The 26,061-nt window shown below is 65.3% G+C and carries 19 protein-coding genes; 13 read left to right on the top strand and 6 right to left on the bottom strand.

Annotated elements, in window-relative coordinates; translation table 11 throughout:
- Positions 1-43 precede the first annotated feature (43 nt).
- Together V1318_RS04425 and V1318_RS04420 are read left to right on the top strand one after the other, a co-directional pair.
- Positions 44-409, top strand: a complete 366-nt coding sequence (locus V1318_RS04425) for a hypothetical protein (protein ID WP_332938016.1) — start codon at positions 44-46, stop codon at positions 407-409.
- 130 nt (positions 410-539) lie between these two features.
- Positions 540-974, top strand: a complete 435-nt coding sequence (locus V1318_RS04420) for an RNA-binding S4 domain-containing protein (protein WP_332938015.1) — start codon at positions 540-542, stop codon at positions 972-974.
- A 590-nt stretch (positions 975-1,564) separates the two neighbouring features.
- Here the strand turns inward: V1318_RS04420 and V1318_RS04415 are convergent.
- The gene (locus V1318_RS04415; RefSeq protein ID WP_332938011.1) at positions 1,565-2,197 is read right to left on the bottom strand and encodes a DUF937 domain-containing protein; all 633 of its coding nucleotides are present in this window, start codon (positions 2,195-2,197) and stop codon (positions 1,565-1,567) included.
- Positions 2,198-2,498: 301 nt separating this feature from the next.
- On the opposite strand from V1318_RS04415, the gene V1318_RS04410 reads away from it, so the two are divergent.
- Entirely contained in the window at positions 2,499-3,371 is an 873-nt protein-coding gene (locus tag V1318_RS04410; protein ID WP_332938009.1) for an aminoglycoside phosphotransferase family protein, read from the top strand.
- A gap of 166 nt (positions 3,372-3,537) precedes the next feature.
- Here the strand turns inward: V1318_RS04410 and katG are convergent, their stop codons facing one another.
- From katG to mutS, 3 genes are all read right to left on the bottom strand, one after another.
- Positions 3,538-5,715, bottom strand: coding sequence for a catalase/peroxidase HPI (gene katG / locus V1318_RS04405; RefSeq protein ID WP_332938007.1), 2,178 nt, complete (start codon positions 5,713-5,715; stop codon positions 3,538-3,540).
- A 373-nt stretch (positions 5,716-6,088) separates the two neighbouring features.
- Complete coding sequence (locus V1318_RS04400) at positions 6,089-9,433, bottom strand: AAA family ATPase (protein ID WP_332938005.1); 3,345 nt, start codon at positions 9,431-9,433, stop codon at positions 6,089-6,091.
- A 78-nt stretch (positions 9,434-9,511) separates the two neighbouring features.
- Positions 9,512-12,127, bottom strand: a complete 2,616-nt coding sequence (gene mutS / locus V1318_RS04395) for a DNA mismatch repair protein MutS (RefSeq protein ID WP_332938003.1) — start codon at positions 12,125-12,127, stop codon at positions 9,512-9,514.
- A 186-nt stretch (positions 12,128-12,313) separates the two neighbouring features.
- Here mutS and V1318_RS04390 point away from each other — a divergent pair, with 186 nt between their 5' ends.
- The 9 genes from V1318_RS04390 (at position 12,314) to V1318_RS04350 (ending at position 21,974) form a co-directional block, all read left to right on the top strand.
- On the top strand, positions 12,314-12,811 hold the full coding sequence (locus V1318_RS04390) for an integrase arm-type DNA-binding domain-containing protein (protein ID WP_332938001.1): 498 nt from the start codon (positions 12,314-12,316) through the stop codon (positions 12,809-12,811).
- Positions 12,784-13,758 (top strand): tyrosine-type recombinase/integrase, encoded by a 975-nt coding sequence (locus V1318_RS04385; RefSeq protein WP_332937999.1) that lies wholly within the window; start codon positions 12,784-12,786, stop codon positions 13,756-13,758. The genes V1318_RS04390 and V1318_RS04385 overlap by 28 nt, the downstream gene beginning before the upstream one ends.
- A gap of 197 nt (positions 13,759-13,955) precedes the next feature.
- Positions 13,956-14,360, top strand: coding sequence for a hypothetical protein (locus V1318_RS04380; protein WP_332937997.1), 405 nt, complete (start codon positions 13,956-13,958; stop codon positions 14,358-14,360).
- 221 nt (positions 14,361-14,581) lie between these two features.
- Positions 14,582-15,691 (top strand): DNA repair exonuclease, encoded by a 1,110-nt coding sequence (locus tag V1318_RS04375; protein ID WP_332937995.1) that lies wholly within the window; start codon positions 14,582-14,584, stop codon positions 15,689-15,691.
- The gene (locus tag V1318_RS04370; protein WP_332937993.1) at positions 15,688-18,327 is read left to right on the top strand and encodes an AAA family ATPase; all 2,640 of its coding nucleotides are present in this window, start codon (positions 15,688-15,690) and stop codon (positions 18,325-18,327) included. Before V1318_RS04375 ends, V1318_RS04370 begins: the two co-directional genes overlap by 4 nt.
- A 90-nt stretch (positions 18,328-18,417) precedes the next feature.
- Complete coding sequence (locus V1318_RS04365) at positions 18,418-18,783, top strand: hypothetical protein (RefSeq protein ID WP_332937990.1); 366 nt, start codon at positions 18,418-18,420, stop codon at positions 18,781-18,783.
- On the top strand, positions 18,776-20,332 hold the full coding sequence (locus tag V1318_RS04360; protein ID WP_332937988.1) for a hypothetical protein: 1,557 nt from the start codon (positions 18,776-18,778) through the stop codon (positions 20,330-20,332). The genes V1318_RS04365 and V1318_RS04360 overlap by 8 nt, the downstream gene beginning before the upstream one ends.
- A 159-nt stretch (positions 20,333-20,491) precedes the next feature.
- Entirely contained in the window at positions 20,492-21,454 is a 963-nt protein-coding gene (locus tag V1318_RS04355; RefSeq protein WP_332937985.1) for a toll/interleukin-1 receptor domain-containing protein, read from the top strand.
- 121 nt (positions 21,455-21,575) lie between these two features.
- Complete coding sequence (locus V1318_RS04350) at positions 21,576-21,974, top strand: hypothetical protein (protein ID WP_332937983.1); 399 nt, start codon at positions 21,576-21,578, stop codon at positions 21,972-21,974.
- 97 nt (positions 21,975-22,071) lie between these two features.
- Here V1318_RS04350 and V1318_RS04345 read toward each other — a convergent pair whose 3' ends face one another.
- Positions 22,072-22,491, bottom strand: coding sequence for an H-NS histone family protein (locus V1318_RS04345; RefSeq protein WP_332937981.1), 420 nt, complete (start codon positions 22,489-22,491; stop codon positions 22,072-22,074).
- A gap of 56 nt (positions 22,492-22,547) precedes the next feature.
- Positions 22,548-23,942: a site-specific integrase gene (locus V1318_RS04340; RefSeq protein ID WP_332937979.1), complete on the bottom strand. Its 1,395-nt coding sequence runs from the start codon at positions 23,940-23,942 to the stop codon at positions 22,548-22,550.
- A gap of 1,192 nt (positions 23,943-25,134) precedes the next feature.
- Here V1318_RS04340 and V1318_RS04335 point away from each other — a divergent pair.
- Complete coding sequence (locus V1318_RS04335) at positions 25,135-26,061, top strand: hypothetical protein (protein WP_332937977.1); 927 nt, start codon at positions 25,135-25,137, stop codon at positions 26,059-26,061.

Raw genomic sequence — 26,061 nt, 5'->3', positions numbered from 1 at the left:
GTCGCCGACGCCGTGGAAGATCACGCGCAGCAGGAGCGCACGCATGTCCCCAGCCTTGTCCGTAGGCGATATCTGCACCTACCAGCGCAGCGATGGCGCGTGGGGCTTCTTCTGGGTGCAGCGTATCGACGCCATGCCTAGCGGCGGCGCGGCGCTGTCGCTGCGCAAATTCGACGTGCTAGCCGACGATGAAGTGCTTGCCGAGCACGTCGACGACGTCGCCGAACTCAAGGGCTTGCCGCTGCTCGGCCACTTCCCCATCGTCGACAGCCGCGTGGTCGAAGCCACGCCGCGCGTGATCGGCTCGATGCCGGTCGCCGACGAGGATCTGGAGGGCTATCGGATCTGGCGCGCAGCCTACGACCAGGGCGAGGCCGGCGTGTTCACGCTGGCGCTGGAAGAGATCTGACCGCGGCGGATGCTTCGCCGGACACCGCGCTGGCTTGCGATTCCGCCATCGCGGTCCTACCGTTGGCGTTGCGGCGCGACGGTCCCGTATCCAGCGCCTGCGCGAGCGAGCGCCGAACACCCGAGTGCCGATGAAAGCAACCACCGCAAACCCGATTTCCGCCGACGCCGCCAGCGCGTCGCCCAGCGTGCGCCTGGACCTGTGGCTGTGGGCGGCGCGCTTCTACAAGACTCGCAGCCTGGCCCGCAGCGCGGCGGAGACCGGCAAGGTCGATATCGGCGGCCAACGCGCCAAGGCCGCGCGCGCGGTGCGCATCGGCGACGCGTTGCGCATCGTGCGGGGAGAGGAGCGCTACGAAGTGATCGTGCTTGCGCTCAGCGATACCCGCGGCCCGGCCAGCGTGGCCCAGACCCTGTACGCCGAAACCGAAGCCTCGCGCGCCGCGCGCGAAGCCGCGCGCGCGATGCGCGTGGCGGAACGCAACGGCTACCAGGCGCCCGAAACCAAGCCCGACAAGCGCGCCCGGCGGTTGATCCGCGCGCTGGGCGATATCGACGCTCTGTAGCGGCTGCGAACGAGCGCATCAGGCGCCGTGAGGAGTCAGCGGCTACAGCGGCGCGAGCGCCGCGAGCGGCACCGTGTCCGAGACAGCGCGATCGCGGCTTACGCCGCTCCCACAGACAGCGGCAACGCGGTTTTTTGCGGCTACTCGGCCCGCACACGACCACCTGATCCTTGTGAGAGCGGTGTAAGCCGCGATCTGTATCTCGCCGCTCCCATCGCTCTCCGATACGCCGCGAACGAAACGCTTCTATCCCAGCCACCGCAGACGCCGCGCAGCGCGGTCGCGGCTCGCGCCGCTCCTACAACAAGCGACAGCGAGGCCTTGGGGTAGCAGCGGCGCAAGCCGCGACCCGATCCAGAACGGTCCGCGGAGGCGGGCGCGGATCCGATTCCGACCAGGCCACCCTGCAGGAGCGGCGTGAGCCGCCACCCGATCCAGAACGGTATGCGGAGGCGGGTGCGGATCCGATCCCGACTAGGTCCCGCCTGTAGGAGCGGCGCGAGCCGCGACCCGATTCCGGCGAGCCCCAAAACGACCGCGGCCGCGTCGAAACGCGGCCACGGCTTCATCCCTTTCGGAAAGGCGAAGGCTCAGCGATTGCCGCCGCCCAGCAGGCCGCCGCCGATCTTGAGCAGATCGCCCAGACCGAGTTGGCCATCGCCGTCCTGATCCAGCACCGAGCCGAGCAGGCCGCCGGCACCGCTGTCCTGCTGGATGCGCTGACGCTCCTGGCCGAGCACGTCGCCCAGGGCCTGCGGCGAGGCCGCGGCCTGGCCGCCGCCGGAGAACATGCGCTGGGCCAGATACGAGAGCACGATCGGGGCGAGGATCTTGAGCAGGGTATTGGCCTGGCTGCCGCCCAGGCCGGTGGCCTGGCCCAGGCCCTGGGCCGCGGTTTCCTGGCGGTCGCCGAAGATATGGCCGAGGATGCCGGCGCCGTCGGTCTGACGGCTGGCGCCGCCGCCGAGCACCGCGCCCAGCACGCTGCCGATGTCCAGGCCGCCGGCACCCGCGCCCGCACCGGCGTGGTCGCGCTGGAGCGCGCCGAACAGCGCCTGCGCGCCCTGCGGCTGGCTGGCGTTGCGGCCGAGCGCGCCCAGCAGCAGCGGCAGCGCCGCCGACACCGCGCCCGCGGTCTGCGACTGCGACAGCCCGAGCTGGCTGCTCATCTGCTCCAGCGGCTGGCCCTGGAGTTGGCGGAGGAGGTCGTCGGTCAAGCTCATGGGGGCGCGTCCTTTTGGCAATTGGACACCGATCCTAGCGCCGTTTCGTTCGGGCGTGGTGACGGCGGCGACGCCGCCGGCCCGGCATCGCCGTGCGCCCAAGAGCCGGTCGTGCGAACGCGGCACAGGAACGATGCGCATAGTCTTGGCGAGGCCCCCGATGCGTGGCGGGCCCGCAAGCGCGATCCGCCGGATCCGGCATGGCGGCCGCGCCGTCGCAAGGCTCAGGATTCGCCGGAAAGGTCGTCTCCCGGCCAAAGCCGCCGTATCTCTCTCTACCCAAGCAGGACGATCGCGCCCGATGACCGAATCTCACGCAGTTTCGCCCGTCGACACGCTCCGCCCCGATCCGGAGCGCGCCCTGCGGCCCTGGCGGCAACGCTGGGCCCTGCGCGCGGACGGCGCCGCCTTCGACACGCCGTCCGGCGCCTTGCAGCCGGTCCTGCATGCGGGCGCGCCGGCCATGCTCAAGCTGGCCTACGACGCCGAAGAACGCTGGGGCGGCGTGCTGATGCGTTGGTGGGACGGCGACGGCGCCGCGCGCGTGCTCGCCAGCGAGGGGCCGGCGTTGCTGATCGAGCGCGCGACCGGCAGCGATTCCTTGCTGGCGATGGCCGCGGACGGCCGCGACGATCAGGCCTGCCGCATCCTGTGCGCGGTCGCGCGCCGCCTGCACGCGCGCACCGACGCGCCGCCCGACGGCCTGCAGCCGCTGTCGCTGTATTTCGAATCCCTGGCGCAGGCCGCGCGCGCGCATGGCGGCCTCTACGCGCGTTCGTGGCGGATCGCCGAGGGCCTGCTGCGGGCCACGGCCGATCCGGTCGCGCTGCACGGCGATCTGCACCACGAGAACGTGCTGGATTTCGGCCCGCAGCGCGGCTGGCTGGCGATCGATCCCAAGCGCGTGATCGGCGATCGCGGCTACGACCACGCCACCCTGTTCGGGGACCCGCTGCAGTTGGGGCGCGAGCTGCCGCGGCGCCTGGAGCGCCGCCTGCAGGTGGTCGCCGAGGCCAGCGGCCTGGCGCCGGCGCGGCTGCTGCGCTGGATCGCGGCGCAGCAAGGCCTGTCGGCGGCCTGGCACCTGGAAGACGAGGAGCCCGAAGCAGCGCAGCTGCCCTTGTCGGTGCTGGCGGCGGCGCTGGCCCTGGGCGCCGACGAGCGCCCGGACTGAGCGCATAAAAAGACCCGGCGATCGCTCGCCGGGCCAGTGAGGTGCGCAGGGATTGCAGGGTTGCGCCGGTGCCGGAATCCGCGCGCGGAGAAGACTGAGCTCCACGCACGGTCCGGACCGGCCGGGCGGTCGCCGCGCCGCCGGAAGGGCGGCGCGGCCTTCGCTGTTAGGCGAGGTCGAAGCGGTCGAGGTTCATCACCTTGGTCCAGGCCGCGACGAAGTCGTGGACGAACTTCTCCTGCGCGTCGGAACTCGCATAGACCTCGGCCAGGGCGCGCAACTGGGAGTGCGAGCCGAAGATCAGATCGGCGCGGGTCGCCGTCCACTTGAGCTCGCCGCTCTTGCGGTCGCGTCCTTCGAACACGTCCTTGGCGTCGGAGATCGCCTTCCAATGCGTGGCCATGTCGAGCAGGTTGACGAAGAAATCGTTGCTCAGCGTGTCGGTGCGTTTGGTGAACACGCCGTGCCGGGTCTGGCCGACGTTGGTGTCGAGCACGCGCAGGCCGCCGATCAGCGCCGTCATCTCGGGCGCGGTCAGGGTCAGCAATTGCGCCTTGTCGACCAGCAGCGCCTCGCTGGACACGTTGACCTTGCCCTTGAGGTAGTTGCGGAAACCGTCGGCGATCGGCTCGAGCACGGCGAAGGAATCCACGTCGGTCTGGGCCTGGCTGGCGTCGGTACGGCCGGCCTTGAACGGCACCTCGACCGGATGGCCGGCGTTCTTCGCCGCCTGCTCGACGCCGGCGCAACCGGCCAGCACGATCAGATCGGCCAGCGAGACCTGCTTGCCGCCGGACTGAGCCGCGTTGAAGTCGCGCTGGATGCCTTCCAGCGTCTGCAGCACTTTGGCCAGCTGCGCGGGCTGATTGGCTTCCCAGTCCTTCTGCGGCGCCAGGCGGATGCGCGCACCGTTGGCGCCGCCGCGCTTGTCGGAGCCGCGGAAGCTGGAGGCCGAGGCCCAGGCGGTGGAGACCAGTTGCGAGATCGGCAGGCCGCTGGCGAGGATCTTGGCCTTGAGCGCGGCCGCGTCCCGATCGTCGATCAGCGGATGGTCGACGGCCGGCACCGGATCCTGCCAGATCAGCGCTTCGGCCGGCACTTCCGGACCGAGGTAGCGCGCACGCGGGCCCATGTCGCGATGGGTCAGCTTGAACCAGGCGCGGGCGAAGGCGTCGGCGAACTGATCGGGGTTCTCGAAGAATCGGCGCGAGATCTTTTCGTAGACCGGGTCGAAACGCAGCGACAGATCGGTGGTCAGCATGGTCGGCGGGCGGCGCTTGTTCGGATCGAACGCGTCCGGGATGGTGCCCGCGCCCGCGCCGTCCTTCGCCACCCATTGGTGCGCGCCGGCCGGGCTCTTGCTCAGTTCCCATTCGAAACCGAACAGGTTGGCGAAGAACTCGTTGCTCCACTGCGTCGGCTTGCTGGTCCAGGTCACGTCCAGGCCGCTGGTGATCGCGTCGCCGGCGATGCCGCTGTTGTAGCTGCTGGCCCAGCCCAGGCCCTGCTGCTCGATGTCGCCGCCTTCGGGCTCGCGTCCGACGTGCGATTCGGGGCCGGCGCCGTGGGTCTTGCCGAAGGTGTGGCCGCCGGCGATCAGGGCGACGGTCTCTTCGTCGTCCATCGCCATGCGCGCGAAGGTGTCGCGGATGTCGCGCGCCGCCGCGATCGGATCCGGGTTGCCGTTGGGACCCTGCGGATTGACGTAGATCAGGCCCATCTGCACGGCGCCGAGCGGATTCTCCAGGTTGCGGTCGCCGCTGTAGCGCTGGTCGCCCAGCCAAGTGGTTTCGCTGCCCCAGTAGACCTCTTCGGGCTCCCACACGTCGGCGCGTCCGCCGGCGAAACCGAAGGTCTTGAAGCCCATCGATTCCAGCGCGACGTTGCCGGTCAGGATCATCAGATCGGCCCAGGAAATCTTGTTGCCGTACTTTTGTTTGATCGGCCACAGCAGGCGGCGGGCCTTGTCGAGGTTGCCGTTGTCCGGCCAGCTGTTGAGCGGGGCGAAGCGCTGTTGACCGGCGCCGGCGCCGCCGCGGCCGTCGGCGATGCGATAGGTGCCCGCGCTATGCCAGGCCATGCGGATGAACAAGGGGCCGTAATGGCCGAAGTCGGCCGGCCACCATTCCTGCGAATCGGTCATCAGCGCGGTCAGGTCGCGCTTGAGCGCCTGCAGGTCCAGGCTCTTGAACGCCTTGGCGTAATCGAAGTCCGGATCCATGGGATCGGACAGCGGGGTTTGCTGGTGCAGGACCTTGAGGTTGACCTGATGCGGCCACCAATCGCGGTTCGACGTACCGCCGCCAGCGGTGTGATTGAACGGGCATTTCGCTTCGTTTGACATGGGTGACTGCCTCTTCGCTGTTGACGGTGCGGACGCAACGATTGGGTGGGATGGAAGCGCGGATGCCGATGCGCGAACGGAGTCGTCGATGGCTCCGTTCGAACTTCGCTTACGGATGTGTCGGCGGTTCGATCATTCGCTCGCCTTCATGGGGGGAGGGGAAAAGCCGCAGGCGCCCATGGACGATATGTCGGCCGGATACGCATGGGAAATCGATACTTTCGACGTATTCGATAGGATGGAGCTATCGAAAGGGCGGCCGCGACCGCCGGCGTCCTGGCGATGATCGGCTTTCGGCGGCGCCGGCGTCGTGACCGCGATAGCGCGATGCGGCAAGGGCCGACGGCGCGGCGCCGCCGGCTCGAAGGGCGGCTCAGCCGCCCTGGATCACGTCGAACTCGCCGTCCAGGACCCGGTCCAGGCGGCCGCTGCGCCAGCCGCGCACGCTGTCGCGCACCAGCGGCGAGGGCGCCTGACGATAGCGCCGGCAGATGCGCCGCTCGCCCTCGGGCGCGCCCTGCGACTGGCGCGCGCGGCCCGGCAGGTCCGGCGCGACCTGCACCAGCACCGACAGGCGCAGGGTGTTGTCGTCGACCTTGTCCTCGTAGACGTGCAGGCCGGATTCGCTCTCCAGCAGGTCGAAGGCGCCGAAGCCGCTCACCGCCAGCCAGGCGCTGCAGCGCTCCGGGTCCTCGCGCAGCACCTGCACGCGCATGTTGCGGCGTTGCGCCCAGGCCCGGTACATGCGCACGACGCGCTGCCACCACAGGCGCAGGTCCTCGCCCAGGCGCTGCTGCGCCGATTCGCTGAGGTCGATCTCGATCAGCGCGTCCTGCGGCCGTTGCGCGCGCAAGGCGTCCACCGCCAGCCCCAGCAGGAACAGCAGCTGCGCCAGCGACCGGGCGAAGCTGGCGTTGCCGCCATCGCGGCTGAGGCGCTGGTGCATGCGCAGGGCGGTGTCCAGCGCGCTTTCGATGCGGTCGCGGCGCTCGATCCGGTCGAGCACGCCGTGGCGATCGGGCGAGTTCCAGAACTCGGCCGCGGCCATGCGCGCGTAGTCGGCCTCGCGCTCGCCGCGCCAGGCCGGGCCCAGCACGATCTCCTCCAAGGCCGCCAGCCGCGCGTCCAGGCGCGCGACCGCGTCGGCGTCGGTGGCCGGCGCGTACACCAGGTCGCGCAGGTCGCCGCCGTCGTGCGCCGGCCCGGCGTCGCCGCCGTGCGCAGCCGGTGCCGCGAGCGCCGGCTCGGGATCGATGAACTCGACCTCGAGCTTGTCGCCGGCGCTGCGCACGAACAGGAACTGATCGCCCTGCGGCGCGCGATGTTCGACGATGCTGCGCGCCAACGGGGCCAGCAGGTAGTGCTCGATCGCGCGCCGCAAGGGGCGCGCGCCCAGGTCCGGGGTGAAGCCCTTGTCGAGCAGGAACTCGATCGCGGACGGTTCCCATTCCACCGCCCAGTCGCGATTGCGCAGGCCGCGCCGGGTCAGCACGCGGTCCAGCTCCTTGCGCAGGATCTCGCGCATGAGGTTGCGATCGAGCGGATTGAACAGCACCACCCGGTCGATGCGGTTGATGAACTCGCGCCGGAAGGTGTCGAACAGGGCCTTCTCGACCGCGAGCCGCGAATAGCCGCCGCGCGCCGAGGTGAAGCCCGGCCCGGCGTTGCGCGAGATGGTCGAGCCGATGTTGCTGGTCAGGATGATGATGCTGTGGCGGAAGTCGACGGTGTTGCCGCTGCGGTCGCTGAGGCGGGCGTCGTCGAACACCTGCAGGAACAGGTCCCACACCTTGGGATGCGACTTCTCGAACTCGTCCAGCAGCACCACCGAGAACGGCTGCTCGCGGATGCGCGCGGTCAGCGAGCGCACGCCGCCGTTGGCGTCCTCGTCCGCGGTCAGGCGCCAGGCCGCGTCCTCGGATTGGAACTCGCTCATGTCCAGGCGCAGCAGGCGCTCGTCGCTGCCGAACAGCAGCTCGCTCAGCGCCTTGGCCAGTTCGGTCTTGCCGGTGCCGGTGGGGCCGGCGAACAGGAACACGCCGATCGGGCGGCCGTTGTCGCTGAGCCCGGCCTTGAGCATGGCGATGCGGTCGAGCAGGGCGTCGACCGCCTCGTCCTGGCCGATCACGCGGGTGCGGAAGAACGCGCGCAGGCGCTCCAGGTCCAGGCTTTGACGGTCGTCGATCACGTCCAGCGGCAGGCCGCTGCGGCGCGCGATCGTGACCAGCACCTGCTCGGCGTCCAGCGGCAGGGTCGGCGGATCGGCCGTGGTGGCGGCCTGCATGGCGTCGTCGAGCAGGCGTAGCAGGCGGCCGGGCTCCTGCTGCTCGGGGAAATACTGCGCGGCCATGCGCGCGGCCTCGGTGAGGGTGCGCGCGTCGGCGACCTCGCGCCCGTGGCGCTCGCGTTCGGCCTGCGCCCAGCTCTGCGCGACCGGGTCCATCGCGGCCGGGTCCAGCGGCGCCAGGCCCAGGATCTGGAAGTGGTGCTTGATCACCGGCCGCGCGATCAGCAATTGCGCCAGCTGGCGTGGCGTGACTTCGCCGATCAGGCGCAGCTCGCCGCGTTCGATCGCCGGCAACACCAGATCCAGCAGGCCGCGCGGATCGCGCGAATGCGCGCCCTTGGCCAGCAGGTCGACGAACTCCGGCACCCGCCATAGCGCGCGCTTGCGGTTGAGCACCGCCAGCATCTCGCGCATGCGCTCTTCCAGTTCGCCGATATAGCTTTGGCCGGCCAGCACCTCCGCGGCCGAAGCCTCGAACACCAGCCAGCCCTCGTCGCGCAGGCGTTGGGTGAGCAAGTCGATCAGCACGCTCTTGCCGACCCCGTGTTCGCCCGACACCAGCACCGAGGCGGCCTCGTCGCCGGCGTAGAGTTCGTGCAACCGCTGCAGTTGCGCGGCCAGCTCGTCGTGGACGATGCGCGTGCGCGCCTTCAGCGCCGGGTTGACGCGCCCGAAGCTGCCCAGCACGCGGTTCTCGCGGCGCGCGCCCACGGCCAGCTCGGCCTGCTCCTGCAATGGCGCCAGCAGCGGCGACTGGAAGCGCTTGAGGGTATCGCGCAATTGGATGACGGCGTCCTCGTCGAGCTCGTCCAGCGCCGGCAGGACCGCCGGCGGGGCGGCGACGCCTTCGGCCGCTTGCAAGTAGTCGCGCAGTTGTTGGCGCAGCGGCACGAACTCCCACCACCAGGGCTGGGCGTAACGCATGAGCGTGAGCAGGCGCGCGGCCGCATCGGGTCGCGCGCGCAGCGCCTCGACCAGGAAGTACAGCGGATACGCGCCGAGCTGCCCGGCCTGTTCCAGCAGCGGTTCGATCGCGACGTCGTCGCGGCGCGAGGCGGCGCGTATCGCCATCGACTGCAGCACGTAGCCGTTGCCCGGCACCTGGCGCAGCAGTTCGGCGGCGTCGAAGTCCGGGCCGGCGAGCAGGTCGGTGCCCTGCTGGAACTCGGCCTGCGCCATCAGGTCCTGCGGCCGCTGGATGCGGTCGTCGTGGGCCATGACCTCGCGCACCAGGCGCGCGAGCCGGTCGGCCGGCGTTTCCTGCGCGCCTTCCGGCGCGGCGTCGGGCGGCGGGAGCGTGGCGGCCTGGTCGGCCGCTTCGGCATCGCTCGCTGCGTCGGCGGCCGGCGCCGCCTGTGCGGCGGCGGGGCGATACAGTCGCGCCAGGATCAATCCGGCCACCAAGCCGGCCACGAATAGCAGGGTCTCCACGATCGCTCCGGTGTCCGTTCCGGCAGCAAGTCTAGCCGGTCGCCTGCGCGCTTCCGCGCCGCAGGCGTGTGCGGGGCGTCAGGTCAGCGCCTTGATCCGGTACAGCGCTTCCAGCGCCTGCTTCGGCGTCAGTTCGTCCGGGTCCACCGCGGCCAGCGCGTCCAATGCCGCCGAGGAGGGCGCGAACAGGCCGAACTGCTGCGGCTGGTCGAGCGCGGCCTGGGCGAAGGACGGCGTCGGCGTGTCGCGGCCCTGCTGTTCCAGTTCGATCAGGCGCCCGCGCGCCTGCTTGACCACCGACTTGGGCAGGCCGGCCAGCGCGGCGACCTGCAAGCCGAAGCTGCGGTCGGCGGGGCCGTCCTTGACCGCGTGCATGAACACCAGTTGCTCGCTGCCGCTTTGATCGCGATGTTCGACCGCGTCCAGGTGCACGTTGGCGATGCCGCTGCCGGGTTCGGCCAGGGCGGTGAGTTCGAAGTAGTGGGTGGCGAACAGGGTATAGGCGCGGTTGTGCTGGGCCAGATGGCGCGCGCAGGCCTCGGCCAGGGCCAGGCCGTCGTAGGTCGAGGTGCCGCGGCCGATCTCGTCCATCAGCACCAGCGACTGGTCGCTGGCGTGGTGGAGGATGTAGCTGGTCTCGCTCATCTCGACCATGAAGGTCGACTGCCCGCGCGCGAGGTCGTCGCCGGCGCCGATGCGGGTCAGGATGCGGTCGATCGGGCCCAGCAGCGCGCGCGCGGCCGGCACGAAACTGCCGATGTGGGCCAGTAGCACGATCAGCGCGTTCTGGCGCATGTAGGTCGACTTGCCGCCCATGTTGGGGCCGGTGATGACCAGCATGCGGCGGCCGTTGGCCTCGTCCAGGATCAGGTCGTTGGGCTCGAAGGGTTCGCTGCGCACCGCCTCCACCACCGGATGGCGGCCGCGTTCGATGCGCAGGCCGGGCTCGTCGCGCAGTTCCGGCGGCGACCAGTCCAGGGCCTGCGCGCGCTCGGCGAAGCCGCACAGCACGTCCAGTTCGGCCAGCGCCGCGGCGCAGCGCTTGAGCGGCGCCAGGCGTTCGTTGAGCGCGTCCAGCAGCTGTTCGTAGAGCAGGCGTTCGCGGCTGAGCGAACGTTCGCGCGCCGACAGCACCTTGTCCTCGAACTGCTTGAGTTCCTCGGTGATGTAGCGCTCGGCGTTGCTCAGGGTCTGGCGACGGGTGTAGTGGGTCGGGGCCTTCTCGGCCTGGGCTTTGCTGACCTCGAGGTAATAGCCGTGGACGCGGTTGTAGCCGACCTTGAGGGTGGGAATGCCGCTGGCGACGCGTTCGCGCGCCTCCAGGTCGACCAGGAACTGGTCGGCGTTGGTCGACAGCGTGCGCAGCTCGTCGAGTTCGGCATCGAAGCCGGTCGCGAACACGCCGCCGTCGCGCGCCAGCACCGGCGGCTGCGGCACGATCGCCTGGCTCAGCAACTGCGCATGCTCGGCGTGCTCGCCCAGCTCGGCCGCCAGCTCGCTCAGCAGCGGCGCGTCCAGCGGCGCCAGCAGGGCGCGCACGTCGGGCAGCAGGCACAGGCCGTCGCGCAGGGTCGACAAGTCGCGCGGGCGCGCGCTGCGCAGGGCGATGCGCGAGAGGATGCGTTCCAGATCGCCGAGCGCGCGGAAGCGCTCGCGCACGCCGTCGCCGGCGCGCGAGTCGATCAGGGTCGCCACCGCCTGGTGGCGCAGGCGCAGGGTGGGGCGGTCGCGCAGCGGACGATGCAGCCAACGCCGCAGCAAACGCCCGCCCATCGGCGTGACCGTGCTGTCGAGCACGCCCAGCAGGGTGGTGCGGCTGTCGCCGTCGACGCGGCTGTCGAGTTCGAGATGGCGGCGGGTGGCCGCGTTCATCGCGATCGCGCCGTCGCCGGATTCGACCGCGATCGAGGTCAGGTGCGGCAGGCGCTGCTTCTGGGTTTCCTCGACGTAGCCCAGCAGCGCCGCGGCCGCGGCGATCGCCAGCGGACGGTCTTCGAGGCCGAAACCGCTGAGGTCGTGCAGGCCGAAGAAACGCAGCAACTGGCGGCGGCCGCTGTCGACGTCGAACAGCCACGGCGCGCGCCGGCGCAGGCCGCTGCGCTCGGACACGAACGGCGCCCAGCCGTCCTCGTCGGCGATCAGGGTTTCGGCCGGCTCCAGGCGCGCGAGCTCGGCTTCGAGCGCGTCCTCGCTGGCGACCTCGTTGACCAGGAAACGGCCGCCGGCCAGATCGGCCCAGGCCACGCCATAGCCGTGCTTGCCGCGCGCGATGGTCAGCAGCAGGGTATCGCGGCGTTCGTGCAGCAGGGCCTCGTCGGTGACCGTGCCCGGGGTGACGATGCGTACGACCTTGCGTTCGACGATGCCCTTGGCCAGGGCCGGGTCGCCGATCTGTTCGCAGATCGCGACCGATTCGCCCAGCGCGACCAGACGCGCCAGATAACCTTCGGCGGCATGGTGGGGCACGCCCGCCATCGGGATCGGCTGGCCGGCCGAGTTGCCCCGCTGGGTCAGGGTGATGTCGAGCAGCCGCGCCGCCTTGCGGGCGTCGTCGTAGAACAGCTCGTAGAAGTCGCCCATGCGGAAGAACAGCAGCACGTCCGGGTGCTCGGCCTTGGCGGCGAAGAACTGCCGCATCAGCGGCGTGTGCTCTTCGGAACTCTTTCCTACGCTGGGCTTCTGAGTTTTATGCATTTGATTCAAGGGTTTATGGCTTCTCGGCTCAGCGGAGTATGGACAAGCTTGGACAGGTGAGGGCAAGTGAACACACCGAGTTGTAGCGCCAGTGTGCCGCGCTGCGCTAACGTCCAGCCAGCAAGACGGATCTTGGAGCTACACATGGAAGGTAGGCCGTCCAGGAAGGTGGCGCTCACGCCCGCCATGGTCAAGGAACAGCTGTCGTTCACGCGCATCCCCGTCATCGGTGCCACGGGCAAGATCGTTAATTTTGCCCCGAATACGGAGCAGAAGCGCTATGTGATCTTTGACAGTCACCGGGACGCCCCCGTGGGCTTCGGGGTGGCCGTCAACCGGACCAATATGAGCTATGTCCTGCAGCGTCGGGTGGGCAAGCGGGTCATGAAAGCCACGATCGGCAACTGCCGGGACCTGACGCTGGCCAAGGCCCGGGAAAATGCCCGGGCCGCCCTGGAGGCGATGCGGGCTACGGGGCGGACGCCGGCCGAGGCCCGCGAGGTTGCACAAGAGGATATGCGGGGCGCCGCCATGACGGTGGCTCAGTGCGTGGCCATGTATCGCAGGCACCTGGTCGAGCGTGCCAAGCCGGCCAAGGACAGCAGTCTGCGGGGCCTGGAACAAGCCATAAAGCGCTGGGACGGGCCGAGATTGCGTTGGACGACCGGACGATTGGGGATTTAGCTACCGAAAGGCGGATCCTGGAAGCCTTCGATACGCTCGCCCGCGGTAAGCGGACTCTTGTGGCCGGCACGAAGCGCGCCAGGACGAGCTCAGAAGCCTACGACAGCCCGACCGTGACTACGGCGGAACTTACGTTCCGCTGGGTCAGCAGGGCGACCGACTACTGCATGACGCGCGAACGGCGCGTCGCGGCCAATGCCGGTCGGCCGCCCTCGCTCCAGATCAACCCCCTCCATGTCTTGCGCGACGAGGGGCGCTACCGCACGCGCAAGCAGTTGGAGGAGCACTACGAGGCTGCCGGTGTCCGGAACCCACTGCAACTGCGAGATGGCTCTCTGGGGCGCTTCCTGGAGGCGCTGTGGACCAAGCGGAAGGTGCCCAATTACCGGACAGCCTGTGATTACCTGCTGCTCACCCTGCTGTGGGGCACCCGGCGGGGCGAGGCCGCGCCCCTGCGCTGGCGCCACCGGATTACCAAGGAGGAGGCCAGCATCTGCTCCTGGGCGGACCTGGAAGCCGGCTGGGTGTCCTTCTTCGACACAAAGAATGGGACGACCCACACTCTGCCGCTGGCACCGGCAGCCCGGCGGATCCTGGAGCTTCGGGAAGAAGCGTCTCGGGAAGGCAAGACGCCTTGGGTCTTTCCGGCTCGCAGCAGCAAGGCGGCCCAAGGTCATTACCTCGATAGCAAGGCGATCCTTCAGGGGCTCAAGAAGGCAGGTGAGATCGAGGAGTTGCGGACCCATGATCTGCGGCGCACCTTTGCCACAGTAGCGGAGGAGATGACCTCCTATGCCGTGGTCAAGCGGCTGCTTAACCATCACGATCTGAGGGATGTGACAGGTCGTTACGCTAGAGTGGATGGAGCGCGGCTTTCAGAGGAACTTATCCGCGTTGAGCGCATGATGCTGCAAAGCGCGCCCTTCGTAGCAACTGCATTGCTCTAGCGCTGCATGCTGCTTTTGCCGCCGCTTTTCAGGAGTGTGCGCGCAACAATAAAAAACGGACCATCTCTGGTCCGTTTAGTTGAAAGTAGAAGAGGAGGATGCAGCGGGACGAACCACAGTCTACACCCTCCAATTCCGTCTTTTTGGTCGCCTCAAAGATCTGGCGGTCTTTGGGCTAGAGGGATAGGGTAGTCGGGTTGCTGATCTCTGTTAAATTTACCCATGCGCATCGACAAACACTTTTCAGCAGGCGTCCAGATGAGATTGCCAAGCGTTTGTATCTGCTGATCGAGGAGCTTCTTCCTGCTTATGGCGGGGTGCTCGACATCGTGCAAAAGCGTCGAGCAGATGAGGCGAAGTGGATCCGAGACTTTGTGTCTCCCCCTGTTTGTCATGGCTTTCAGGTGTGCGCATTTGTCGCTGACGAGCTACCCAGTGCGGTGATCTCTACCGAGCCGATGGCGGTCCAATTTGATCGCACGCAGGTAGAGCACGCGAATTTCATCGGTCGCCATGAGCCCATGACATACGAGATCGCCCGCCGGATCGTGGATGCGGCGATCGACGCGGCATCGACTGCGGAGGCCAATGAGCGAGCTTGAAAGGAATAGGGCGCCACCATGGTCTGGTCGTCGTATTAGAGACCAGCACGCTCGAACGGCGCGCCGTTCGAGCGGCATTTTTCGCAGTCGCAAGGGCCGGTCGAGGACCTATTTTGCCCAGCAACGGTCCGGTGGTCAGGATGGATGCGCGTCCGCCGGCGCGTTGGTAGTCTCCTGCTCAGGACGGACGCGCCTGGTGCTCACCCAGGGTAGGGGACCCTATGAAGTTCATTCATACTGCCGACTGGCAACTCGGTAAGGCCTTCGGGCGCTTTCAGCCGGAGGTGCGGGCCGCACTGACAGAAGCGCGCTTCGACGCCATCGACGCGATCGGACGGGCCGCCACCGACCAGGGCGTCGACCATGTATTGGTCGCCGGCGACATCTTTGACACCGAGGGTCCGGGAGATCGCACCATCGTTCAGGCGATTTCCCGCATGGAACGCCACCCGTGCCGATGGTGGCTGCTCCCGGGCAACCACGACTTCGTACGCAACGACGGGCTCTGGGACCGGGTGCGCAAGCGCGCCAGCGATCGCATCGTCGTGCTGTCCGAAGCCAGGCCCCACGAAATCGAACCCGGATCATGGCTCCTGCCGGCGCCGCTGACCTACCGGCTCAACTTGGACGACCCCACTGAGGCCTTCGACGCCATGGACACGCCGGGCGCCCGCTTGCGGATCGGCCTAGCCCATGGATCCATTCGGGACTTCGGGTCCCAAGGAGAGGCGGGTAACCAGATCGCACCCGATCGGGCCCGCCGCTCGAACCTGGATTACCTGGCGTTGGGCGATTGGCACGGCGTGCTGGAGGTCGACGCTTGGACCTGGTATTCGGGCACCCCCGAGACCGATCGCTTCAAGCGCGACGCACCGGGATATGCGCTACTAGTCGATCTGGAACCGGGGCGTGCGCCTCAGGTGAGTCCAATTCAGACCGGGCGCTTTCGCTGGATCACGCGCGACTGGATCGTGAGCGATCTGGCCGACTTCGACGCCCAAGTTGAGGCGCTGCTGGGCACGGTCGATCCGTCGGCTAGCCTCCTAAAGCTATCCCTGAGCGGGATCACGAACCTGGGGGATCGTTCGGCCATCCTCAGCAAGCTGGAGGACGAGATCGCACACCGACTGCGCGACCTAGAGGTGCGGGCCTCGGAGCTGGTGGTAAGCCCGACGCGGGAGGATTTGGACACTTTGGCGGTAGAGGGCGTCCTCGGTGTAGCGGCGGCTAAGCTCAATGCCCGGATAGAAGCCGGCGGGCCTGATGCAGCTTTGGCCCGCCGCGCGCTAGAGCGCCTATTCGTCGAATACAGCCGGGGAGAGATCGCGTGAGCCTGCGTCTTCGCCGGATTGCCGTCGACAATTTCCGCAAGTTCCGGAAGCCCGTTGTCATCGACGGGCTGACCGATGGGTTGAACATCCTGATCGAGCCGAACGAGACCGGAAAGTCGACCCTGTTGGAAGCGCTGCGTGCGGCGTTCTTCATGAAGTATTCGACCAGAAGCCAGCGTGCTCTGTCGTATGCGCCGCACGGCGATGCGGTCGGCCCTTTGATCGAGGCCGATTTCGAGGTGGACGGAATCCCTTGGAAGGTGACGAAGCGCTTTCTCAAGAGCGCTATGGTCGAAGTCGAGGGGCCGCAGGGCCGGGCGCAAAGCGATGAGGCGGAGACACGACTGCATACTCTGTTCGGATCGGTGAAGGATGGGCGTGGCGCCGGCGACACCGCGAACTACGGAGCGCTCGGCTTACTATGGGTGGCCCAGACCGAAGCGCTGGCCGTAACGCCGCCCGGGCAACTCGTCCGCGACAGCATCCGCGCGACTCTGGAGGGAGAGGTCGGCTCGATCATGGGTGGTCCCGCTTATCAGCGGGTGCGCACGGCGGTCGACGAGCAGTTCGATCGCTATTGGACGCGGACCGGGCAAAGGCGCGGTCCGCAAAATGACGCTCGCAGTCGCCTCGACCAGGCCGAAAAGGAGGCCAGCGACGCCGCGTCCCGCTTGGCCGGCTTGGAGCAGGCGTTCTCCGACCTCGAAGGCGAGCGGGCCAAGCTCAAGGTTGTGCTGCGCGACATTGCCGATGACACGGATGCGCAGACCCGAAAGGGCTTGGTGGCCTCGCTGGAGATCGCTCGCAGCGCAACGCAGATGTTGTCGGCCCGTAAAGCCGAGCACGAAGTGGCCGATGTCAAGGTCCGCGCGCTGGAAGAGCTGGCCGAGCGCCATCGCCGCGCCAAGGAAAGCCAAGGCGTCGCGCAGGCAGCCCTCGACCAAGTGGGGGGGCAGCGTGCGGCGCTCCAGGACGCCCTAACGCAGGCTGGGCAGCGATCGCAGGAAGCCCGCGGCGCGCTCGAAGGCGCGCGTGCCCAGCACCGTGCTGCGCGGGAAGCACTCAGGGCGGGTGAAGAGCGGGCGCAGGTTGTCCAGCGCAAAGTCGCATTGGCGGCGGCCCGTGGGCGCCACGATGAGCTATTGGCGTTGGAGGCCCAGCTCACTGCCGCGCAGGCGGTGGCCGCGTCTATGATCCCCGCGGACGCGTTGGGCAAGCTGGATGAGAACGAACGCGCTATTGGTCAGGCCCAGGCGGCTTTGGACGCCGGCGCGACGCGTATTCGGGTCGAGGGCGAAACGGGTGGCGTTCTGGTCGACGACGAGCCTCTGGTGGCTGAGGAGCAGACGATCATCCGTGAGACCCGCATTCGTGTGGGGGATACCGAGGTGGTAGTTCTGCCGCCCCCGGGTGCCGCGAGCGCGCAAGAGCAGCTCAATGCGGTCTCGCAGCGACAGCAGGCGGCCCTACGCGATCTTGGGGTCCTCGATGCCGCAGCCGCCCGTGCCCGCCACGATCGCGGTCGCGAGGCGATAAGCGAAACGCGCACCCTTCAGGCGCGCATTGACGCTGCCACTCCAGGGGATAACCGGTTGAACCTAGTGGCCGGAGCCGATGCTTTGAAGGCGCTCATAGCGGCTGCGTCTCAGGACGACGATGCAAGCGACGACGCGCTGCCGAGCATCGACGAGTTGAGGGCAGCGGCGAGGGCGGTGGAAGACACCGTAGCTCGCGCCGAGGGCGCCCAGGAGAGCGCAATGGCGGGCCTGCGTCAGGCGGAGGAGGAGTACTCGCCGCTGGCTACGAGGGAGGCTGAGCTGCGTAGCAATCTTGCCCACGCGACAGCGGAGATCCAAGACATTGAAGGTCGCGGAGAGTTCGCCACTCTGACTGCGGGGCTAACGGAGGCCCACGCGATTCGCGCCGAAGCCTCCGTTCGCTGGGAAGAGGCCAAGCAGAACGCGATCGCGCACGATCAGGCGGTCATCAATCGAAAGATTGAGATGATCGATGCGCGGGAGCGGACGGCGTCCGATACGCGCGCGAAGTTGGAAAGGGAGATCGCGCGGCTGGGTGGCACGATCGAGAGCGAAGGTGGCAAGGGATTGGCCGAGCGTGAGGCGGCCGCTCGCGATGAGGTTGAAGCCGCGCGTGCAGCTCTGGAGCGTGTCACTGAAGAAGCCGAGACGATCAAGCTCCTGCGCGACACGCTGGACGAGGCGCGCAACGAAACCTCTGCGAAGTTCGTGGGGCCGGTGACCAAGCGGGCCAAAGGTTATATCGAACGCCTGTTGCCCGGCTGCGAGCTGAAGTTCTCAGAGGACCTGCAGCTGGAAGAGGTGGAGCGTGCGGGGGCAAGTGAGGGTTGCGAAGACCTGTCGCACGGGACCCAGGAGCAATTGGCCGTGCTGACGCGCATTGCGTTCGCGGACTTGCTGCTGGCCGAGGGCCAACCCGTCTCCCTGATCCTGGACGATCCGTTCGTCTACTCGGACGACGCCCGGTTGGATCTGATGATCGACATCCTCAGCGAGGTATCGCAAAGGATGCAGGTGATCGTGCTGACCTGCCGGGACCGGGCGTTTAGGCATGTGCCGGCGACGCGGATCGCGTTGAGGGCGGGGCTTTCGGCGTAGACAATCGTCGCTGTCTAGTCTCATGAAATACTGAGATTCAGGGGCGATAGCTTCCGGAATTGACGTATATCGCATAAGGATATATATGATATGGGAGAGGGTATACTTTGGTTGATCGGCACGGTGATCTACAGAATGACCTGCGGCTGGTCTGTCGTGATCCGGGTCGATTTTTGTGATCCAACCGTGGGTAGGCCTCATGGATTGTTCTACGGCGCGATCCTCAACGATGAGAATGGCCAACGCATACTGGGTTTGGACAACTCGCATGCCTTTGATAACGCGCAGCCTGATGATCCATTCGACCACGAGCACCTACCGGGTAAGGTCGGTCAGCGCTTTCCGTATGTGTTCAAGAATCCCAATCAGTTGGTGAGCGACATTTTTGATCGCGTGGAAGCGCACTGCCACAACACAGGCACGCCATTTGAATTCGAGGGTGACGGTGATGAGTAAGACCATATCGGGCAGTGATCTTCGCGACCGATTGTTGGCTCGACAGCACCAACCGGTGCCTGCTGACGCATGGATGGCCGTGCTGGGAACGCCGGGTCATCGCCTGCTGTTGGCAACCATCGCCCATTACGCTCCGAAGAGTATTGGTGAGCTGTCCGCGTTGGTGGATCGAGCGCAGCCTAATGTCAGTCGATCGCTGGCGGCGTTGGCTCGCGCTGGCTTGATTACCATCGTGGTCAACGGCCGATCGTCCGTTCCCACACTCACCGCATTGGGGCAAGAAAAAGCGGCCGAAATAGGTGTGCCGGACCTCACTGGTGCCGCTCAGGCCGTTGCCGATGATCAAGTCGATCTGGTCACGGATACGAAGCCATTCCTGGTCATTGCCGCTCACGGCGCGGACACCGTTCTACTGGCCAATGTGCGTAGCCCTAAGGAGGCCGTAGTCGGGCAGAGTAGGGAGGCCCACAATGAGATGGCTCATCGACTGATCGATCATTGGTGGCGGATCTGGTGCCGTAGGGACGCGCCCTTCAAGGTCGGAGATTTTGATTCCGAGAAGGTCGGTGCGTTTACGGTCTTGATCGCCTCGAAAGGAGCGCGGATTGAGCGCTCCGTGCGTTGGACTGCAGAACCTGATCTCAAGATCACGTCCGATTTCGCCGGAGCGGATGCCTTTCAGCAGGAACTGCGTCAGTGCGTATTGGAGCCCATGGGCAAGCTGGCCGGTAGAGGCGGGGCGACATTCGACGAGCTCTTCCTATCGAAGCTGACCCGCTTGGCGGATTCTTATGAGCAAACGCGGGAACACGAGTTCTGTCGCACAGCCGGCGCCTTGCAGCTCTCACCCTATGGTCTGAGCAACGAGGCTGCTCAAGCAGTGCGCGATCTAATAGCGGGGATGCCTGAGGAGGATGCGCGGTTGGATTTTGCATCCACTCTGGATCTTGAAGAGGTTGACACGATAACCACTCAGCTTGATCAAGATGTTGCTAGGTTGAGTGGTCATAATAAGTTGACAGCGCTTCCCGACGCGTTGGCGGACATGAATAGTAAGGTGTCAGGGATCGCCGCCGCGGCCATTTTTAAGCCTTGGCAGAAGGGCACTGCGGTCGCGAAGTTGATGCGACGCCGTTTACAGATGGGCGTTGATCGGCCAATGGGGGGGATTGACCATCTGGCGGGGCTGTTCGGTGCCGACGATTTCATCCTCAACGAGTTTGGCTCGGATGAGATTTTGGCGTTCCAGTCCAATGCCCAGGACGCGCCGACGATGCTAGTGCGCAGTGGGTGGGAGGAGCCCTATGCGGCTTTTTTCCTGGCGCGAGCGATAGGTGACTATCTGGTGTTCCAGAGCAAGAAATCGTGTGTCTCCAACAAATACACCGATCGACAGGCAGTGGGGCGGGCGTTTGCCGCCGAATTCATGGCGCCTGCTGCGGGCGTGATCGCGATGATCGATGAAGAAGAGCTGTCGATGACGAAGGTGGCAGCGCACTACGGCGTGTCAGAAGATGTCGTACGTCATCAGTATGAGAACAACTACTGATCGGGCTGCTGTCCGGTGCAGTGATGCGAAACGATTTGGCTCGGCAACACAAGGCGACGGGCGATGTGGCCAAGTTTAACGGCTCGTCCTCGGTGACATGTACCCCGGAGCGAGGTTTAGCCCTGAGTTCAGCATCTTAGATAGTGCAAGGAGCGCATCTTGCCCAGCGTTTTCTTCTCATACTCGCACGCGGACGAAGCATTGCGGGACCAGCTGGAAAAGCAGCTAGCCATGCTCAAGCACCAAGGGGTGATCGAGACTTGGCACGATCGCCGGATCGGCGCCGGCGAGAACATCGACGAGGCCATCGATGAGCGCATCAATAGCGACGAGATCATCCTGCTTCTCGTCAGCCCGGACTTCATCGCGTCCCACTATTGCTACAACATTGAGATGGCACGGGCCATGGAGCGGCACGCAGCAGGCAGCGCCATCGTCATCCCGGTGATCCTCAGGCCTTGCGACTGGCACCCTGCGCCCTTCGGCAAGCTCAATGCCAGTCCACCCGACGGGAAGGCCGTGACGCAATGGACGAACATTGACGAAGCCTTTTTGCATGTCGCCAAGGCCGTGCGGGGGGCTGCCGCACGCTGGACGCAAGCCAGTGCTCCCGCTGTCAAGACGCCTGCGAGGCCAGCTGCCGACGCAGCCCCGGCGTACCCAGCTCCTCCTTCAGCGCCTGCGGCGCGGTCGAGTAATCTTCGTTTGGCGAAGACCTTTACCCAGTTGGATAAGGACCGCTTCCAAGCCGAGACCTTCGAGTTCATGGCGCGCTACTTCCAGAACTCGCTTTCCGAGTTGGCGACGCGGAACCCAGGCTACGACGTCGATTTTCGCCAGGTAGACGCAAGCCGTTTCTTTGTCTCGATCTATAAGGGCGGCGAGGATGTGGCTCGCGCTACGATTTACCTAGGGGGCTTCGCCGGTGGTATCGCGTATGTTCACGGGCATGACCATCAAAGCAACACCATGAATGAGAGCCTCGCCGTCCAGGCCGACGACCAAACTCTATTTCTGACCAGTATGGGGATGGGCTCCTTTTCGGGGCGCGATCAAAAATTGTCGCAGGAGGGCGCGGCTGAACTCCTCTGGGGTATGTTGATCCAACCCTTGCAACGCTAAAAAGTTAAGTCAGTCACACTGGGGGCACGAGACGATGATTCCCGCCGACGCTTTCACTTACGGGCCCGTCAGTGGGTGTCAGCCCGGCCAGCTGCTCACATCGCAGGGGATGTGGTTCTTGTTGACCGCGCTGAACATTGGTAACACAAATCGCCGCCGAGCCTTGGCGATGAACGGCGCGTTGCAGGGGCAGCTGACGGTACTTCAGGCCCACGATCAAGTTTTCGCGATAAGCCCTGCATTTCGCTGCCGCCCTTTGCTTCCCACTTTGCCCGAACCTGCGCAGGCTAAGCCGGGTTCGCTCTTCTTCTACAAAGACGGTCATGCGTTTCGCAGTTGGTTTAATGAAGAAGTCGTCTACGCCTTCAACTCATCAGGCGAGGACGTTACGCCAAGTTTCCAACACGACCCAGTGTCAGTGCCGGTTTGGAGTATGGGGTTATACCGTGAGGATGCTCCGGGCGCACTGATTGATATTCTGTTTGAGATCGACGCAAACGCTGTTGATGCGCCCGGTTGACTTCAAGTGCAGGCGCATCCACTCGGCGATAGGCCCGCGCCTTCCTTGGCGCGGTCACCCGGCGCGCGCCTTACGGTCGGATATCAAGGGCCACCCGTTAGCTCTGCTTGACGAGCGTTCGCTGGCCTATTGAGCTGCTCTTGCGTGCGGTCGGCTTCGCTAGGCCGGGGATCAGGAAATCGGTGATGCTCCGGCCATGCTTTGTCTTCTGGGTCAACCATCGCGGCATTCGCCCACGGCCCGACCAGGTGTTTCGCTTGTTCTCTGGATCACGGTACTTGGCAGCAACCTTGTTTCCCTTTCGTCGCAAGGCGCGCTTCTTTCCAGCAATTTCTGCTATCGCCTGATCGCCGTAAAGCTCCTCGATCGCATAACCGTATTGGGCAGCGATTGCGACCAATTTACGACGTACAAAGGCAATGGGGCGACGACTGGATAGCAACCGCTTCCGCCGCTGCGCGGCGACCAGTAGTGCCTCGATTTCCGGCAAGCTGAGCGTCTCGATATCGATGGTCATGCAAGCGAGGGTCCCGCGGTGGTGTTTCAGCGAGCGACAGGTTGATCAAGGGACTTTCAAGGATACACCCACGCCTTCCTCCCCAGCTGCTTTTTGAACTGGCCCCGTTCGTAGCGCGGTAGTGTCACTACTGGCTGGAATTTCGCAACGACATCCATCTGGACGCACTCATCGACCACGCGCTCCTTAGGCGGATGCTTGGGGCTGCCCACATGGCCGTAGGCTTGAACCCGCTCGACCCTCTGGTCAAGCGCATGCCCGGTGACACTGGCGATGTCCACTTGTTTGACCTGTTCGTTGAGCAAGATCGTTACGAAAGTGTGCCGGAAGGCGTGGAACCGAACGCCTGTGGGGAAGCCAAGCTGCTTCATGTAGTTGCCGAACTGGGTGGCCAGTCCGACCCCGTAGCGCGCCCGGTCCTTGTCGGGGCCCGACGACAGATTGGGAAAGAGGCGGGCATGGCTACCATCACGAATATCGGCGATGAAGTCGAGAAAGCCAGCATCCAGGACTGGTTGGGCGATCGGAATGCAACGAACAGAGGTGGCGCACTTGACGCTGGCCCGACTCCGCCGTCCCCGCTGGTTCCGCAGATCCTCATCCACCGTGGCGCGGATATGCATCCACCAGGTGCCGTGCTTCTCCACAATGTCGTCGAGCCTGAGCTGCGCGATCTCGTTGATCCGTGCCCCGGTATACAGGCCCAGGATCGGGCCCCAAAAGCGGTGCGGCCATTTGCTGGCCCATTCGGCATAGATCTGCGGATCGAAGATCCGCTGCAGGTCGGCCTCGCTGAAGACTCGCTCGGCCTTCTCAGGGTCATGGACGTGCTCCGTGCGCATCTTCCTCCAGGCCACCATCGGGCTGTGGCCCAAAATGCCTCGGTCGACGAGGTTCTTGAAGAAGGGGTTCAGCAGGCGCAGGTGCAGATCGACTGTTCCTTCAGCCGGCCGCGGCAAATTGGCGGCCTTGCCTTCAGCGATCAGCTGTTCGGGCGTCTGGTTCTTGAGGCGTTGGAGGCTGGCCAGTCCCTTAGGTGTCCACAGAATGAACTCCTGCAGCCGCAGGATATCGCCTTCCGAGATCGAGGAAACATAGACATCACCGCAGACCGCCATCAGCAGCGTCAACGAGCGCCTGATCTGCTCGACCGACTTGGTGTCCAGGCCTTCTAGCGAGCGACTGCGAAGGTAGTCCTGGATCTCCGCCGAGAGCTTGCGCGGGTAGAAACGCTGCGGTACAGAGCTGGGGTAGGGCTGGCCTTTTCGATCAAAGTATCGGCGACGGGTCATCTCGCGCACTTCGCGCAAGAGAGCGATGAGCTGAGCGGTGCCCTCGGGCCCATCCGTTTCAATATCCTGGAAGTGGGAGCCGCCCATCCGCAGCTTGGCAATGCGCAACCTACCTGCGGACTTGATGTCGTTACCGAAGTTGTCGTCGAAGGCATTCATATAGGTGTTCTATAAGGGATGCATCCTTGATAGCTCCGGGGTGCGCTGCGTCAATGCGTTTTCTTCGCGAGCTATTGGCGGGTCCAACTTGCTATACGCGTGGATGCGGTTGGGCGGCTGCGGAGAGGGAGACAGGCCCGATGACTTAGCTCAAGTCGTTGATCGGTATGCGGGTGTCTGAGGCGGTCCGGAGGGTGCTTGTAATGCAACAAATAGAAGTAACGCGCTTTTCGTTGCATCACTCGTCCGCGTCCGGATAAACGTCAAATAAACCGCAGTTTGTGAGTAATCGGTAACGCCAGGCGTTCATTGCACTCAGTGGAAGCGGGGGCGTCTTATCTCACTCTCGACTTCCTGTATCGAAAGCTCGCCCTCTTCGTACAGCGTCAGCAAGCGCAAGATCCGGTGGCCCAAGGGGAGCTCAAGCACGCGGCTCGCTTCGATAAAAAGGTCGCAAACCTTGCGCCTGTAGACCGGGTCATGGTCGGGCATTTCGTCGTGCGTAGGGCGTGGTTCAATCGTGTCTGTCATTGGGAAACGTCCTCCTTCCCGATTCTTCTAGCCCCACTTCGCCTGCGGTCAAGGGGCTTCAGAGCATGTTTTCGATTCCTTCGCTAATTCCACGTCGGTTTGAATGTTTTAGGCTTGAGTTCGCGGACCTACACCAGGAGGCGATATGAACACCGAAACGAGGCGGCCGACAGACTATGCTGTGCTTCGTCGCAAGGCGGATGGCCAGTTGGAACTCGTAGTCAGGGGGCAGCGCTTGTTGCGCGCCCCAACGAAGAAAAGCTAGGCTGCGGTAAGCGCCCGCTCGCAGTTCGTACGCGGTCGGCAGATAGTCTGGTTTGGCGTCTCCGTTGGCAGTGTCGTCAGGCGTCGGGGCGCCCTGTGCGGGCATTGCCAACGAGACGCTCGGCCTTAGGGCGGCAGAATCCAGTGGTACTCGGAGCCTAGGCTTCCCAGTATTCCAGCTGGCTTGAACTCGGCACGACAAACCTAGGCTTGACCGGATTTAGTCAGAGGGGCCTATGGGGCCCCTGTTGAGACCTCGCCGCGTCATGACAGGCAAGGGCGGGGTCTCAGAGGATCGATCGGCTCATGTGCGGGTCCCAAAGTAGCGGGGTAGACTCTATCGAGGTCTTAGAAGAAAAGTCCTAGCGTTCATAGGAACAAAGCCAGGGGGCGTTAGATGAACATTGGAAGTTCAATCGAGTGGGGTAACTACATCTCAGCCAGCGCATGGTGGACGCGACAAACCGCCCCCATGACGCTAGCGCTGCTACTGGAGCGCCTCAAGGAGAAGCAGGGCTCGCTTTCATACAGCGAGCTCGCCATGCTGATGTATGAGCGATACGGTGAGCCTGTTCAATCCAACAAGCAGAAATACGGGCGCCCATTGGGTGCCGCTGCGGATGCGGCAATCATTGGCGGGCGCAAACACGGTATTAAGGTCCCTCCAATCAGTTTGATCGTTGTGAACGCCAACACGGGCTATGCCGGCGACGGCGCTAACCAGTTTGTGCCTCGTCTCCGCGGGACAGACCTGCACACTAGAGACCCGAAACGGCTAGCCATCATTGATCGAGAGGTCGAACGTATTTGGGCGCTAGAGACCAGTTTTTGGGAGCGTCTGGAGCAACTTCTTGGCATATCCGCGGTTCCTGCGCCGAAGGTTCGTGTCACCCAGATTGGGCCTCCAACCAAGCCGCTTATAGGGGGCGAAGGTGAGGGCCAAGCACATGAAGCGCTAAAGCATTGGGTGATCAGCAATCCTCAAAGGTTCAGCGATTTCGGCCACTTCAATCATGGCCAGTGTGAGGCGCCGCTTCAATCAGGTGACAGCATTGATGCCATGCTCTGTGGCCCGACCTCGCGGTTGGCAGTCGAAGTAAAAGCGAGCAACTCTTCTGAAGCCGAACTCATCCGCGGAATCTTTCAGTGCGTAAAATATCGTGCCACGTTGCAAGCCGAAGCGCGGGCCTACCCAAAGCACCGCCTTCCCGGCACCTCTATCTTGGTATCGACGGTGCCGCTCTCCAGGAAAGCGGCAGCGATTGCTGAGGCGCTTGGGGTCAGGTTCATGCAAGTTGCAAAAAGTTGCGAGCGACGGACCTAG

Origin of the sequence: Lysobacter sp. CCNWLW3 (genome assembly GCF_036697405.1) — a bacterium.
In the GTDB taxonomy this organism is placed as follows: domain Bacteria; phylum Pseudomonadota; class Gammaproteobacteria; order Xanthomonadales; family Xanthomonadaceae; genus Lysobacter.
The sequence above is the reverse complement of the archived record's forward strand: the minus strand, read 5'-3'. Positions and strand labels throughout refer to the sequence as shown.

What these genes read in the sequence shown, in the direction of transcription:
- V1318_RS04425 (WP_332938016.1), top strand. Translation starts at nt 44, where the DNA reads ATGTCCCCAGCCTTGTCCGTAGGCGATATCTGCACCTACCAGCGCAGC.
- V1318_RS04420 (WP_332938015.1), top strand. Translation starts at nt 540, where the DNA reads ATGAAAGCAACCACCGCAAACCCGATTTCCGCCGACGCCGCCAGCGCG.
- V1318_RS04415 (WP_332938011.1), bottom strand. Translation starts at nt 2,197, where the DNA reads ATGAGCTTGACCGACGACCTCCTCCGCCAACTCCAGGGCCAGCCGCTG.
- V1318_RS04410 (WP_332938009.1), top strand. Translation starts at nt 2,499, where the DNA reads ATGACCGAATCTCACGCAGTTTCGCCCGTCGACACGCTCCGCCCCGAT.
- katG (WP_332938007.1), bottom strand. Translation starts at nt 5,715, where the DNA reads ATGTCAAACGAAGCGAAATGCCCGTTCAATCACACCGCTGGCGGCGGT.
- mutS (WP_332938003.1), bottom strand. Translation starts at nt 12,127, where the DNA reads ATGCATAAAACTCAGAAGCCCAGCGTAGGAAAGAGTTCCGAAGAGCAC.
- V1318_RS04390 (WP_332938001.1), top strand. Translation starts at nt 12,314, where the DNA reads ATGGTCAAGGAACAGCTGTCGTTCACGCGCATCCCCGTCATCGGTGCC.
- V1318_RS04375 (WP_332937995.1), top strand. Translation starts at nt 14,582, where the DNA reads ATGAAGTTCATTCATACTGCCGACTGGCAACTCGGTAAGGCCTTCGGG.
- V1318_RS04365 (WP_332937990.1), top strand. Translation starts at nt 18,418, where the DNA reads ATGGGAGAGGGTATACTTTGGTTGATCGGCACGGTGATCTACAGAATG.
- V1318_RS04360 (WP_332937988.1), top strand. Translation starts at nt 18,776, where the DNA reads ATGAGTAAGACCATATCGGGCAGTGATCTTCGCGACCGATTGTTGGCT.
- V1318_RS04345 (WP_332937981.1), bottom strand. Translation starts at nt 22,491, where the DNA reads ATGACCATCGATATCGAGACGCTCAGCTTGCCGGAAATCGAGGCACTA.
- V1318_RS04340 (WP_332937979.1), bottom strand. Translation starts at nt 23,942, where the DNA reads ATGAATGCCTTCGACGACAACTTCGGTAACGACATCAAGTCCGCAGGT.
- V1318_RS04335 (WP_332937977.1), top strand. Translation starts at nt 25,135, where the DNA reads ATGAACATTGGAAGTTCAATCGAGTGGGGTAACTACATCTCAGCCAGC.